Source organism: Bariatricus sp. TF06-38A (genome assembly GCF_027690675.1).
Lineage (GTDB): Bacteria > Bacillota > Clostridia > Lachnospirales > Lachnospiraceae > Allocoprococcus > Allocoprococcus comes.
In genome coordinates this window covers 26,427-40,731 of the sequence record NZ_JAQFCE010000011.1, presented here as the reverse complement: position 1 = coordinate 40,731, position 14,305 = coordinate 26,427, and the positions used below count along the sequence as shown (strand labels likewise).

Annotated in this window: 10 protein-coding genes and 1 tRNA gene; 2 read left to right on the top strand and 9 right to left on the bottom strand. The window is 43.1% G+C overall.

Features of this window, described 5'->3' with window-relative positions:
- Nucleotides 1–7: 7 nt before the first annotated feature.
- From prdA to PG418_RS09960, 3 genes are all read right to left on the bottom strand, one after another.
- Entirely contained in the window at nt 8–1,879 is a 1,872-nt protein-coding gene (prdA, locus tag PG418_RS09970; protein WP_498837343.1) for a D-proline reductase (dithiol) proprotein PrdA, read from the bottom strand.
- A 77-nt stretch (nt 1,880–1,956) separates the two neighbouring features.
- Nucleotides 1,957–3,285 carry a proline reductase-associated electron transfer protein PrdC gene (prdC, locus tag PG418_RS09965; protein WP_008372495.1) on the bottom strand — a complete coding sequence of 443 codons (1,329 nt, stop codon included), beginning with the start codon at nt 3,283–3,285 and terminating at the stop codon, nt 1,957–1,959.
- Nucleotides 3,286–3,706: 421 nt separating this feature from the next.
- A tRNA-Sec gene (locus PG418_RS09960) sits at nt 3,707–3,804 on the bottom strand.
- Between the two features lie 145 nt (nt 3,805–3,949).
- Between PG418_RS09960 and PG418_RS09955 the strand changes: the two genes are divergently transcribed.
- Both PG418_RS09955 and PG418_RS09950 read left to right on the top strand, forming a co-directional pair.
- Nucleotides 3,950–4,981: a proline racemase family protein gene (locus PG418_RS09955; RefSeq protein WP_022220198.1), complete on the top strand. Its 1,032-nt coding sequence runs from the start codon at nt 3,950–3,952 to the stop codon at nt 4,979–4,981.
- Between the two features lie 136 nt (nt 4,982–5,117).
- The gene (locus PG418_RS09950; RefSeq protein ID WP_008372489.1) at nt 5,118–5,705 is read left to right on the top strand and encodes a TetR/AcrR family transcriptional regulator; all 588 of its coding nucleotides are present in this window, start codon (nt 5,118–5,120) and stop codon (nt 5,703–5,705) included.
- Nucleotides 5,706–5,978: 273 nt separating this feature from the next.
- Here PG418_RS09950 and PG418_RS09945 read toward each other — a convergent pair whose 3' ends face one another.
- From PG418_RS09945 to ttdA, 6 genes are all read right to left on the bottom strand, one after another.
- Nucleotides 5,979–7,181, bottom strand: a complete 1,203-nt coding sequence (locus PG418_RS09945; RefSeq protein ID WP_055158019.1) for a Wadjet anti-phage system protein JetD domain-containing protein — start codon at nt 7,179–7,181, stop codon at nt 5,979–5,981.
- Between the two features lie 6 nt (nt 7,182–7,187).
- Nucleotides 7,188–10,556 (bottom strand): ATP-binding protein, encoded by a 3,369-nt coding sequence (locus tag PG418_RS09940; RefSeq protein WP_431834347.1) that lies wholly within the window; start codon nt 10,554–10,556, stop codon nt 7,188–7,190.
- Nucleotides 10,540–11,166 (bottom strand): DUF4194 domain-containing protein, encoded by a 627-nt coding sequence (locus PG418_RS09935; RefSeq protein ID WP_173690096.1) that lies wholly within the window; start codon nt 11,164–11,166, stop codon nt 10,540–10,542. Before PG418_RS09935 ends, PG418_RS09940 begins: the two co-directional genes overlap by 17 nt.
- A gap of 28 nt (nt 11,167–11,194) precedes the next feature.
- On the bottom strand, nt 11,195–12,553 hold the full coding sequence (locus PG418_RS09930) for a Wadjet anti-phage system protein JetA family protein (protein ID WP_055261649.1): 1,359 nt from the start codon (nt 12,551–12,553) through the stop codon (nt 11,195–11,197).
- Between the two features lie 226 nt (nt 12,554–12,779).
- Complete coding sequence (gene ttdB / locus PG418_RS09925; protein WP_008372475.1) at nt 12,780–13,406, bottom strand: L(+)-tartrate dehydratase subunit beta; 627 nt, start codon at nt 13,404–13,406, stop codon at nt 12,780–12,782.
- Entirely contained in the window at nt 13,406–14,305 is a 900-nt protein-coding gene (gene ttdA / locus PG418_RS09920) for a L(+)-tartrate dehydratase subunit alpha (RefSeq protein WP_008372474.1), read from the bottom strand. The genes ttdB and ttdA overlap by 1 nt, the downstream gene beginning before the upstream one ends.

Genomic DNA, 14,305 nt, shown 5'->3' with positions numbered 1-14,305 from the left:
ATTCACCTTAATCGTATTTTTCTTTTCTCTTCTGGCTCATCGGCAGCGACTGCTCGTTCTTAACCAATTCAATTGTTCTGTCCATAGTCTTTGAAATCAGTTCGATGTTATTTGCTTTTACATTCGGATTCCATTTTCTTTCTGCCTTCTTCACTTCTTCTCCAGCCATTCCAGCTTTCAGCATAGCAAGTGCACGGATTGCTTCTTCCTGGCAAAGTGTGTTGCAGGCAAGAACTTCGTTCTCGATTCCTGATTCAGATTTGTTGTTATCTACCATGTACTGCATGTATTTGTTTCCAACTACAAGTGCTCCCTGTACTGCGCAGAATGAAAGTCCAACAACCGGAATTCCTCTCATACCGATCTGTTCAATATGGCTTGCGAAATCGATGTGGTTGTTACCAAATCCTTCTGTTGTAACAAATGCGCCATCAACATCAAGAGCTTCTACCATCATACCAACACGTTTTGATACATAGAATTTCTCTGTATTGATCTGTGGGCTACCTACAAAGATAACACCGCAAAGGTCAACTTCTTCATCATGGAGAGTTTCAAGAACCAGTGGTTCTCTCCAGTAATGTCTTGACATTTCTTTTGATGCAGGTCCGATACAGGTAAGTGCATGGATACATCCGTCAAGTACTTCCAGTGGAGATGCCATGATCGGTACGTTTCCAAGGTCAACGTTTGGTCTTGCGCCAAGTACTCCGACTGGTTCCACAGGAAGGATCAGATTGTCATGCATAGCACCCTGTCCCATGATTTCTTTTACGATAACGACTTTCTTCTTACCAGGTCTTCTTACCTGATTGAATGTCTCTGTATCTACTACAAGGCTTTCGTCTTCTACTTTCTTCAGAGCTTCACGGATTTCCTGTGTGATCACGTCTGTTGCAGAATGTGCAGCAAGCGGACCAGGTCTTTCCATGTTGGTTCCTTCTTTGATGATAACTTCTGTCTTGATGAAGATTTCACCTTTATCAGGAGCTCCCGGACGTCCCCACATGATATTTTCATCCAGGTATCCTTCGGAAGAACCGAATTCACCAATCTGAACACCATTGTCGTCTGTTCCGGTAACCATCATGATAACGCCATCAAGTACTCTTGTTGTACCTGTACCGATTTCGTCTTCGCCCTCTTTTGTAGCGATCGGCTGTACGTCCATGATTGTATTAGAATAAGTATGGTACTGATCCGGTGTAATGATATCAATCTTTAACTGATGAACCAGTTCCTGTGAAGCAACTGCTTCTTCTTCAATTCCTTCTCGGATGTAAAGAGTTGTTCCTTCGATCTTTGTCTCCGGTCCACGCTTTACTTCTGTAATTTTATAATGCTTTCTGGTAACGCTTCTTACGACTTTCGGTTCCAGCTCTTTTGTCGGTGCTGCGCCTGAAACCACGCCTGCCGGTAATTCTACCTCTGCCGGTACTTCCGCTACTGCAACACCGTTATTAAAACCCATCGGCATTTCGATATCGATATCTTTGCCTTCTCCAATGTGGATTTTTAACACGCCGCCAACTTTCTGTACACTTGCTGTAGGATTTGCAGTAACTGCTGGTGCTTCTTCTTTCACTTCTTCTTTTGCTTTTTCAGCCGGTGCTTCCTCTGCTGCAGGTGCTTTTGCGCCTTCGACAAGATCAGCTGTAAGTGGTGTAAGAGAATCGCAGGTCTTAACAAGCTTTGCTCCAAGTACCTGTTCGATTGTAAGTGTTCCATCAAGTTTCAGAAGTCCTGAATCTACCAGATCATCAAAGATAGCCGGATCTTCAAGGTTTGCAGCCTGGATTGTAATGCCGCCTTCTGCTCTACAGCATAATACTGCAGGATCTTTTGCATGTTCTTTTGCGGTTTCCGCTGTAATTGACATAATAATTTCCTCCTTGTTAATTTAACAATAACTCAATTAACTATTTATACACTCACCGAAGTGAGGTATCAACTTATCTATTTACCTTCCGGTAACTGTTCTACCTGTTTTGAAACACGCAGATATCTGTAAAGTGGATGTCCGATTGTACGCATTACATGGTCTGTCTGGTGGAATACCTTAAGTCCCATCTTCGGTGCTGATCCCATTACTGTATTTGAACAGTCTGAGCAGTTACCAATAATAATGTACTCGCATCCATCCTTCTTGAACTGGATATTATTCTTAGCCTGTCCAGGACAGTTTCCAGGTCTTTCGCATTTAAGCGGAGCTCCCGGTTTGTTTTCAATTGCCTGTTTACATCTGGCTACTGATTTCACTACACCATTCATCTTCTGACAAATATCTCTCATACGTTCTTCGCTACCACCGCAGGCACATACCAAAAGACCTACACTTGCACCATGAAGATCCGGGAAATCAATTGTAACAATGATTCCACCAGTTGTCTTTGTGATCGGTGCATCCTCTGTAGTAGCATGTCCGGTAAATGGACCACCCATGATGATTTCCCCATATACACCATCAATACCGCCGGCACGTTCAATCATTTCCCCAACGCTTGTGCCGACCGGTACATCCATAAATACATGTGGCTCATTACCGCCATTGATCTTACCGATAACAGTAAGGTTCTTAGAAAAGCATGGCTTTCTCTCTTCAATTGCTTCCGCAACTCTTGCAAGAGTTTCTACATTACAGACAATTGCATTCGCTGCTGACGGAAGCTGTGTTGTATTCAGTTCGATTCCAAGACATTCTCTTACAACCGCACGTTCTTCTCCCATCGGATAAATATCCGGAAGTAAGTGGATTGTAATCGCCTCTTCATCTTTTAATGCCTCGCGCAGTGCCTTTACTGCTTTTTCATTTTTCTTCTTAATTGCAAAAATAGCTTTTGATGCATTGGAAATCTCCATGCAGTGTTTTACTCCGCGGATAACTTTCGCACAGTCATCTTCCAGCTGCTGAATGTTATGACGAAGTCCAGGCTCACACTCCGCTGCATTTACAAGGATATATCCTCCCTGCAGATCTGTTCCGAGTTTTACACCTGTCGGGAAGCCGGCGCCACCCATTCCGACAACACCTGCCGCTTTTACCATATCAAGCTTGCTGCCTTCCGGAATCTTTACATATTCATCCTTCTGTTCTTCATCCGGCTTGATGATGATACGGTCTTCCAGTACGTCTTCTACCACACCATATGCACTTGAAAAAATATTAGCTCCAAGGCCTGTCGGTGTTGCAATCAGAGTCCCTTTTTCTACTCTGTCTCCGGCTTTTACAACCGGTGCACAAGGAGCTCCTACATGCTGACGCAGCAAAATCTGTAAGTTTGCCATGTCTCTTCTCTTCCTTTCTCCTCTACGTCGAAATCTATATCTTATCTTGTCCTACGCGTATTTGACTATAGTTTAACAAATAGATATATTTTTTTCAATAGCATTTATAGATTTTCACTTTTCATGTTGGACTCAATACTAGAATCTAGTCTAGTGATTGATCTGTACTATAGTCTATATGATTTTACTTGAAAATTCAATATCTTTTTTATATATAATCTATTTATTTTTTTCATCGGTTCTGTCTGATTTTTACAGATTGTCTATTTTTCCTCATTTTACTTATCCGCATTATCTATAAGTATTCTGGCCAAGAGGATTTACGTCAAAAAAGAAAAGCCACCGTACTGTTTCCCCTAAAACAATACAGCAGCTTTTCTCTTTATCTTTTTAAGGCTTTTCGCCCAAAAACCTCTCTTTTTGGCGAGGGCATGTGGGAATCGAACCCACCCAGGACGCTCCTAACGCCCCACACTGGTTTTGAAGACCAGGAGACACACCAGTTATCCATCTACCCCCATATATTGATTATTCCAATCAAGCTTATTCATTATAGCAAATTACCATTGACTTTTCAAGTGTTTTCGTACATAATATTTTTAAAGAAAACTGAACTGCATACTAGACTCTGGTCTGGTCTTTCAACTAAGGAGGAATATTAAAAATGGAAATCAATCCAAAACTGAATCTTGACGCATTTGAGGCATCTTTCCATGCGATTGACACACATACAGTTGGGGAATTTACAAGAATCATTACATCAGGTTTCCCGAAGCTTGAAGGGGATACAATGATCGAACGTAAGAACTTTCTTGCAAAGCATTACGACAAATATCGTCAGGCTCTGATGTTTGAGCCACGTGGACATCATGATATGTTTGGTGCTCTTCTGACAGATCCGATCCACCCAGAAGCTGATTTTGGTGTGATCTTCATGGACACTGGAGAATATCTGAATATGTGCGGCCACGGAACAATCGGTTCGGTCACAGCAATCATCGAAACAGGACTTGTTCCTGCCGTAGAACCTTATACAGAAGTTGTTCTGGATGCTCCTGCAGGAATTATCCGTACCAAAGCAGAAGTCAAAAATGGAAAGGTACTTAATGTAACACTTACTAATGTACCGGCTTTCCTTTACAAAGAAAACCTCACCACAGAAGTTGATGGCAGAGAAGTTCACTATGATATTTCTTTCGGCGGAAGCTTCTTCGCGCTTGTTGATATCGAACAGTTCGGATGGCACGTAGATCCACAGTCAATCCCACAGCTTACCGATTTCGGTATGAAGCTGATTGAAAAGGTCAATGCTGAAGTAGAGATCCGGCATCCGGAACTTGATATCACAACTGTCGACCTTGCAGAGCTTTATTGCTCTACCGATACTCCTGGATGTGACAAACGTAATGTCGTTATCTTCGGAGATCATATGGCTGACCGTTCTCCTTGCGGAACCGGAACCAGCGCAAAGCTCGCCACCCTTTACAAAAAAGGTGAAATCAAAGTTGGACAGCCTTTCGTATATGAAAGCTTTATCGGCTCTCAGTTCAAAGGCGTAATCTTAGATACTACAAAGGTTGCCGACTATGATGCCGTTATTCCGCAGATTACCGGAAGTGCTTATCTGACAGGGGAAGCTACTTATGTGATCGATCCAGATGATCCGTTAAAATATGGCTTCAAAGTAGGTCGTTAAGTCAAAATCTTTCAGGAGACAGAGCTATGTATATGGCTTTGTCTCCTTTTTTTGTAAACAAATTACTTTCTTGTTATTTCATGTCCATTCTGCTATAATAAAAAAAGATTACTATTTTCAAAGGAGGGGAATTTTCATGCCAAAGAAAAGAAGTTCCACCAAAAGCCGTATCATAAAAGCCGCGTGGAATCTATTCTACAAGCATGGTTATGAACAGACCACTGTTGATGAGATCATTTCGGCTTCTAAGACCTCAAAAGGAACCTTTTACCACTATTTTAAGGGAAAAGAAGCTCTTCTCAACACACTTTCTTATCTGTTTGACGAAAAGTATGAAGAGCTTGCAGGAATCGTAGATCCGGATCTTTCTGCTTATGATAAGCTGTTATTTTTTAACCATGAACTATTTCATATGATTGAGACCAGTGTCGATGTCGGGCTTTTAGCCTCCCTCTACTCGTCCCAACTGATCACAAAAGATAAGCGCTCCCTTCTTGAAAACGATCGTTACTATTTCGTGTGGCTCACTGAGACAATCAGCACTGCACTGAAAAATGGAGAATTCAACGGCACCAGTACTGCCGATGAACTTCTGAAGATTTATGCAATGTACGAACGTGCTGTTCTTTATGACTGGGCATTATGCAAAGGCAAGTATTCTCTCACCGCATACAGTGACAAGCTTCTCCCACATGTACTTGACCAGTTTGTAGAAGGTTTTTAATTCTGTCATTTTTTCATTGACAGTATAGACACCCTTCTGCACATGGATCATCGCACTACAATCGAGTAGGCTGACTCCTACTCGATTCTTATACTTTGTACATCATCTCGCTTAACAGCTCGATGATGTACATTCGTCAAATGCAGATCCTTGTGCAAGCACAAATCTGCACTTGGCTCATCGTATACACAAAAAGACCAGAACCCGCCCCACTACCAGGGCATTCTGGTCTTTTTCTTTTCACTGCCGCATTTTTTCCTTATGCACTGTACTCTATTCTTCAATCAGGAAGCTTTCCTGTTCGATTCCCTTTCCTGTTTCAAGAAGCTTTTCTTTTAACTCCTCCAAAAGTGGAACATTTACCTTTTCCAGCTTTTCCATCGTCTCTTTCGAGATTGTTTTCGCATATTCTTCGTATTTCTCGTAGGTCTCCACATCCATCTGCAATGGCTTTATTCCCGGGAAAATATGCTTCTGGATATATTCAAAAATCCGGATTCCACCGTAATCCATATCTCCGCTGTGGAATACTTCCACGTCTTTCCCTTCAATCACTCTCTGCAGCTTCTTTAGAAATTCTCTTTCAAGTGGTGAAAAATATCCATGACTGTAGATATAAAGGATCTCCGGATCATATTCCATCGCAAGGTAATTCGTCTTATTCTCGATCGTCACGATTTTTTTCAGTGCCGGCTGCTCTACCTCAACCATTGCATGCTTGACTGTCTGGCTGTTCAGCACAACTCCATATGTAAAATCGGAAAGATCCACTCTTTTTGCTTCTGATCCTTTCCAGATCTTCAGTTTAAGCGGTCCTTTAACTGCCAGTTCCTGGGAATTTTCTTCGATCAGCAGCTGCTCCAGAACCGTCTGGATATCCATATCTGCCGTAATCTCCGGGCAATATCTCCTTGCAGCCGTCACCACATTTCGTTCCATCTCCCGCTCGAAGATCTTGCTGTCCTTCAGATAGCGTTTACTGAAAATCCGCTTCATCATCGGTTCTTCCAGAGAGTCCAGTCCCCGGTAACAGTCCAGATATTTTTCCAGCTTCTCTATATTTTTCGGCAGATCACCTTCTGCGATCCGCTCTTTCAGCTTTTCCAGATAATTCTCGATCCATTCTTTCTGAAAGCCTTCCGAAAGCTCCTGGTCAATCATACGTATATAATAATTTACCTTCGCCTGCTTCGGCCAGTATTCTTCTCCACTTTCGCTGTCTGCAAGACGGTAAAAATCCGGAAGATGCTCTACCTGATATGCCACAAGCTCTACATCGCTGTCTGGGACAACCCATTTTTTCACAGTCAGAAGTCCTGCTCTTTCCAGGCGCTGCACCTCTTCGATCAGCTCTTCTTTCCCACAGGCATCATAATCCTCCTGTGTGATCCGAAGAGTCCTCCCTCCAGTCACTCCTTCCCGCCAGTCACGGCTGCTGTTCTCACATCTTTCTATAATCCTGTCTACCAGATACATTTTCTATCACCCCTGTTCTTCCTCATCCGCAAGCTGTGCGAACTCGGTTTTTTCAAATTCCTGAATTGATATATGCCGTTTATTCGGGTTGGCATATACAAAGGTTTTATCAACATTTTCCAGATAATTCTGGATCTTATCATTTGTGGCACTGATGATCGCCTGGAAACCAAGCCCACGGATCAGCGCAATACAGCTCGCCACCTTCTCGGCATCCATTTTGGAAAATGCCTCATCCAGAACGACCAGTCTGAGCGTCGGATTCCTGTGGATTTTCGGGGAAAGATTGATCCTGTAAATCTGTGCAAAGCTTGCAAGAAGTGCAACATAAAGAGGATTTTGTCCCTCTCCTCCGGAATTCTTGCGGATCATCTTGCCAAGACCGATTTTCATATCTTCCTCACCCTGGACAATCTGCTGCATGTCGAAGGAAAGATAAGTACGGTAATCCGCGTACTTGTCCATATTTTTCTTCGCCTCTTCCAGTTCCTCATGGGTAGCATTTTCCGGTGGGATAAATATGCCGATCAGTTCATTCATCATATCACCGTAGTTTTCTTCATGCTCCATCGTGAACAGATTCATCTGGTTCTCAATAGAACCTGAAAGCTGTGCCGGATTGATCTGCAGGGTATCATCCATAAACATCTTATAGTACTTTCCGTCTGCACCCTTATTCTTCGCGATCACAAACTGGTACTTATCTTTTCCGAAATCCAGCCGGCTGATGATCCGGTTCAGCTCATCTCTTCTCTGGTAGGCCTCGCGGATCGCACTGCGGATCTTGAAAACAAAGTCATCCTTGAAGTGCTCGACCGCTGCCTTTGCCTGTTCATTCGCTGCCTGCCGGTAGGTTTCCAGATTATCACACGACAGGCTTTCCAGAAGCTCCTGATAAACCTTATTATCTTCTTCTACCACTGAAAAATTACGCTGCGTATATTTTTTGGTATAAGCACTGCGGGCTGCCACCAACTCCTGATAGATCTCTTCTTTTTTCTTTCCAAGCTGCTGCAGCTGCCTTGCACTTGCCTCTTTTAAATAAATATAGTTTCTGCTTTTCTGTGCTTCCAGATACTCTTCAAACTGCTTTTCAAACCTTTCGTTTTCCTGAAATTCTTTCTGGATTCCAGAAAGTGCAAATTCCGACTCTGTAATACTGTTTCTGAATTTTTCGATTTCTTCCCCGTTTTTCCAGATTTCTTTCTCTGTCTTCGTGATCTCTTTCTGCTTTGCATCCCGTCTTTCCTGCACTTCTTTCATCTGTGCTTCCAGAGTATCGACTGATTCTGCACGCAGTTTCTGCAGCTTTTCAAGTAAATCTTTCTTACGGGTTTCTTTTCCCTTTATCGCCTTTGCATCCAGGATCTGGCTGATATAATCCTCTGTCGGAAGTGGCATTGCTTCCAGTTCCAGAAGTTTCTTTGCCTCTTCCACAAGTGCCGCAAGTGGAAGCCTCTTCTCCTGAAGCTCATCACAGTGCTTCTGAAGCTGCCGGATCCTCTGACGGAGACTAATCTCTCCGATATAAGCACGTCTCGTATAATTTTCCGGATTAATATGCTGCAGACGATAGCTGTGATACAACATACAGTCCGGTGTCACACCAATCCTGCACTCCCTGAGTTCCTCAATGTTCTCACATTTCATGACATTACCAAGAAAGAAATTGATGTAAGACTGCACGTATTTTTCTTTTGCTTTTACTTCTTCTGCAAGAGCGCCCTGCCGGACAATGTGCTCTTCTTCCATAACCTTTTCCGTATCCAGAATTGCAGCACGGAAGAATTTCTTCTTATCCATCTCCTGATAAATATCCATTGCCGCTTTTGCGTATTTCGGCTCTACGATCAGCAGAAGTTTATTATTTCCCATATAGCCTTCCACTGCATTGTGCCATCTTTCATCCCGGATTTCCAGAAGATCTGCGAGGATCTGCACGGAAACAAATTTTCCACAATTCTCCTGCAACCGGTTCTGTAGTTCCAGCCTTGCTTCTTCCAGCTCTTTGGGATATGCTTTTCTTCCCTGTTTCAGCTCTTTTAGCTCTTCTTTGGCTTCCCGTTCTTCTTTCTTGATCTGACGAAGTGTACTGTCCGTATCCCGACGTTCTTCTTCGATCTCCGCACGCATCTGTGCGATATTTTCTTTCAGCCTTGTAAGTTCGCCCTCCGAAATCGTACCGGCTTCAAATTTATCAATATCCCAGATGGTCTGGTTGGACGTAATCTCCTGTTCTTTCCATGCTGCAAGTCTCTGTGCTGTCTTTGTGAGACTCGCCCTGCTTTTTCCCAGATGTTCCAGAGTCTCGTTAAGTCCTGCAAGTTCTGCTTCCAGTGCTTTATAACCACTGTTATTCAGACGAAGTAACAGCTCCTCATGCTCCTTTTGCAGTTCTCCACTCTGGCGCATCAGCTCGGCTTTCGTATGCTCCTGTACCTTGATACCTTCTTCTCTGGTTTTAATCTTATCATGGAGTCCCTGGATGTCCGCCTGCAGCCGGAGCATTTCCAGACGGGTAAGACGGTAGTCACATTCCCTGCTTTTTTCTCGCTTATCATCAAAATCCTGATAGATTCCATCGATCTTCTTCAGTTCCTCAATCTCTTCCATCGTTGACTCAATTTTGCTGCGCATTCTGCCATACTGCATGATACTTTCTTTCAGATCCTCAATCTGAATATCCTGTTCCATACAGATATATTCTTTTACAAATTCTTCCAGCTTGATATTCATCCGAAACGGGATTGCCCGCTTAAAAAGACGTGGGAACTTTTCTTTATCCAATCCGCCCAGATACACATCATAAAGCTGACGGCGGAAACGCTCATTGCTCGGTCCGCAGTAGAATGCCTCTTCACCAAAGGTACGCTGCAGATATTCTCTTATTTCCACAGTAGAAAGACATCTCTTTTCTCCCCGGTAAGCATTCGCAAGCAGACCGCTTCTGTGCCAGAAAAACAGGCGGTTGATCTCATTTGTTGCTGTCTCCACGTCAAATACAACGCCCACGCACTGTTTCTCATGGGTTCTCGTCTGTTCCAGCTCGATCACGATCGTACTGGAAAAATTCTTATTTCGCAGATACTGGGACTCATTATTTTCACTGATGTTTACCATTCCGCGCAAATACTCGATCAAGGTACGGTCGGAATCATCTGCTGCCGCTTTATTAAAAAATCCACGTCCGTCCGTGTTAGCATAGAGCACAATCTGAATTGCATCGATAACCGTTGATTTTCCACTTCCGGAATGCCCGGTGAAAAAATTGATCCCTTCACTCAAAGTCAGTATTTTTCTGTCTATATAATGCCAGTTGTTCAGGCAGATTTTTGAAATCGCCCAGAACGGCTGCCTGTTATCCAATGTCTCCAAGAGTCTCCTCCTCTTCTTCCCGGCTGCTTCCAAATGATTCCAGAACTTCTCTCACCGCATCTCCCTGCAATACTGCATGGATACACGGATAGATCAGAAGTCTTGTACTTTCATTTAACTCTTCCAGTACATCCAATGGCTCGATCAGCTGGTATTTTTTCAGCATGGCAATAGTTCTTTTCATCTCGGTCGGTGACGGGATACTGCGAAGCACGCGAAAATCTCCTGCTTTTCCGTTGAGTGCCCCCAAGGTTGTCACAATCTGGCTGCTCGACGAAACCGATGCCATCTGCTCATCATAGATCAGCTTCAGCAATAATATGTAAATAGTCGCAAGACGCGGAAGCTTTTCTCCCCAGACCATCTCATCCTGAATATAGATCAGACCCAGATGTACATTCTCGCATAACGTAATGCCGGCAATCTGGAAATACATTTTCAGAAAATCAATGTGCTTTTCGCAGATACGGTACTCTCTCTGATACTGGAGTCTGCCCGCACGCTTGTCAAACTTCCTCTCCAGAAGAAATGTCTGTCTATAGAGAAGCCTGATCACATCTGTCAGATCTTCCTGTTCTTCCTGCGTAAGCTGCTCAAAATATTCTATCATTCATTCTCTCCAATTTTGTCTTCTTTTTCTATAAATGTCTTCTTACAAACTTCAGTGCAGGATAACGGTATCCGTTCTTTTCAATCGTCTCCGCATCCTCTTCCAGCGTTTTATATTTGCTGTTCTTACGGGTACTTAAGTCATATGCCAGAATCAGCTTTTCAAAATCCTCCTCTGATGTAAGGGAAAGTTTTTCTGTATCCAGCACATCTTTCTCTATATGCTCTTCGATAAATTCTTCAATCTGCTTTTTGCTGAATCTGCGCTTGATCCGGTTCAATCTGAGCACATCTTCCCTGTCCAGATCATCCACTTCTTCTTCCTGTGCCATCTGACTTACAAAATCCTTCCGGTTTTTTCTTCGCTTATAAAGAGATTTTTCTGACAGGATTTCAACCAAAGACAGATTCATCTTCTCCCCCGTCTTTTGAATGACCTCTTCATAGTCATCCTCTGCCATCCGGTTCAGGAGCTGAATAACCAGTCCCTTCGTGTCGCTCTCTCCGCTCAGAAGATAATTCAGTCTTGTCACCGTCGCACGCACATATTTGCTGTGCTCCTTATCCATATTGGAAATGCGGTGCTCGATATCATCAAAGCCTCTCTCGATCATATCCAGAAGTTCCAGCACATCTTCTCCCGTATCTCCGGTTGCACGGGCGCGCTCACGGATCTTCTCGATCCATTCCTCATCATCCCGCATCTGACGCAGACATTCTTTGATATCTGTCTTATAGATATAAAAATTATCCGAAGTCTTCAGGATATGGTATTTTTTCCGGACAATCTCTTCCACATATCCGTCCAGATGCTCTTTCAGAAGATCCCCGTAAAACTGCTGTTCCAGAAGCCTTGCAAAAAATTTATCCATGTTATGCAGCATATCCTGCAGTGCTTTGTTGAGCCGTCTGGTATTGATAAGTGCTGTCCGGAGCATATTTAGATTCACCCTCGGATCATTTTTAAACGAGAACAATGTCGCATAGACATTCTGGATATAGATCTCTGTCTCCTCCAGGTCCTCCGTAGAAAGCCGCTCAAAGGCATCCACAAATATTGCTGCATAATCCGGAATTACGATATTCGTCACCAATGTATTATAATCTTCAATTTTCTTCAGCCATCCTTTTCGGATCAGCCAGTTCAGAATCCTTGCCGACGGAGTCTCCAACATATCAAACTCAGTCTCATCTTCTTCTCGTTTAAGTTCGATCTGTTTCTTCATATACAGATCCCGAAGCACCTGAATACAAACTTCCCTGGTCAGAAAATAATTGCTGTACTGGTATTCTTCATTGATCGCCATCAAAGCCTCAATGTATGTCTCTCTGTTCACAGAACGGAACAGACTCCAGAAACTCTCCGGAATTTCAAAACGTAACTGCATGCCTTGCCTTTCTGTAAATTCATAAATTTTTCCATTATCTATAAGTATACCATATTCTAGTCTCTAAATGGAAAAAACATTGTAAAAAAGCATTACGAAAAAGTGCTGCAAAACCGATCACTCTCATCGGCTTGCAGCACTTCTTCATAACGAGACCAAATATCTGGCAGAATATTTGATTATTATTTTAATTAAGCAAGTATGGGTTCCATATTTTTCAGTATGACTATTTGATAAATCCAACCTGTTTGCTGATTATCTCATACTGTTCGTCTTTTCTCTTATTGTAGATTACTTTTCTTTCTTCAAAGAGGTTGTTTCCTTCTGTATCGATGGATACGATCAGTGGTCCAAACTCTTTTACGCGGCAGTTCCAGAGTGTTTCCGGCATTCCGAGATCTCTCCACTCAGCTCTTACGATCTCTTCAACCTCTGTTGCTGCTACTACGGCATTACCAGCCGGGAATACGCAGTGGATTGCTCCGAACTCTTTACATGCACGTTCGGTGTTTTCTTTCATTCCACCTTTTCCGATGATCACACGTACACCAGATTTCTGTACGAATTCATACTCGAATTTTTCCATACGCATACTGGTTGTCGGTCCTACGGAAACCATCTCGAATTTGTCATTTTCCAATGGACGGATGATCGGTCCTGCATGGAAAATTGCGTTGTTTCTTACATCTACAGGAAGTTCTCTTCCTTCTTCTACCAGACGGCGATGAGCAACATCACGGCATGTTGTCATACTTCCGTTCAGGTAAATGATGTCTCCGATTTTAATGTCTTTTAAGTCCTCTGCTGAAATTGGTGTTGTTAAAATTTTCTTTCCGTCTTTTACTTCTACCATTATAATTCCACCCCCGAATGTGTTGTGATTGTGTAATTAAGGTCCTTGTCAAATACAATGTGTCCTCTTCTGTGACTCCAACATCCTACGTTTACGGCCACACCGATTGCAGATGGATGACGTGCTGTATTTTCGATGTTAACACCCATTACTGAGTATTTTCCGCCCATTCCCTGTGGTCCAAGGCCGATTGCGTTGATTCCGTCTTCCAGAAGGTTTTCCATCTTTGCAGCTCTTTCGTTAGCATTGTGAGAGCCGATCGGACGCATCAGAGCTTTCTTGGAAAGCAGAGCTGCTGTTTCTACAGAAGTTGCTACACCTACACCTACAAGAAGCGGAGGACATGCATTCAGTCCGTAGCTTGTCATAACATCGAGAACGAATTTTGTTACACCTTCGTATCCTTCACCTGGCATCAGAACCATAGCTTTTCCCGGAAGTGTACATCCGCCACCTGCCATGTATGTGTAGATTTCACATTTGTCAGAGTTTGGAACGATATCCCAGAATACGGTCGGTGTTCCTTTTCCTACGTTCTTTCCTGTGTTATATTCATCGAATGTCTCAACGCTGTTGTGACGAAGCGGTGCTTCGAATGTAGCCTTTACTACTGCTTCTTTCAGTAATGCTTCCAGATCATCGATCAGTGGGAATTTTGTTCCACATTTTACCCAGAACTGAAGGACACCTGTATCCTGGCAGCTTGGTCTGTTAAGAGCTACTGCGAGTTCCTGGTTACGGAACATGGTATCGTAGATTACCTTAGACAGCGGGCTGTCCTCTTTCTCTCTGAGTTCCTGAAGTTTTGCGATGACATCATCTGGAAGTTTTTTGGCAACGTGTGCAATGAACTTTGCCATGTAATCTGTAAGCTGTGTTACCTGTTCTTCTCTAGACAT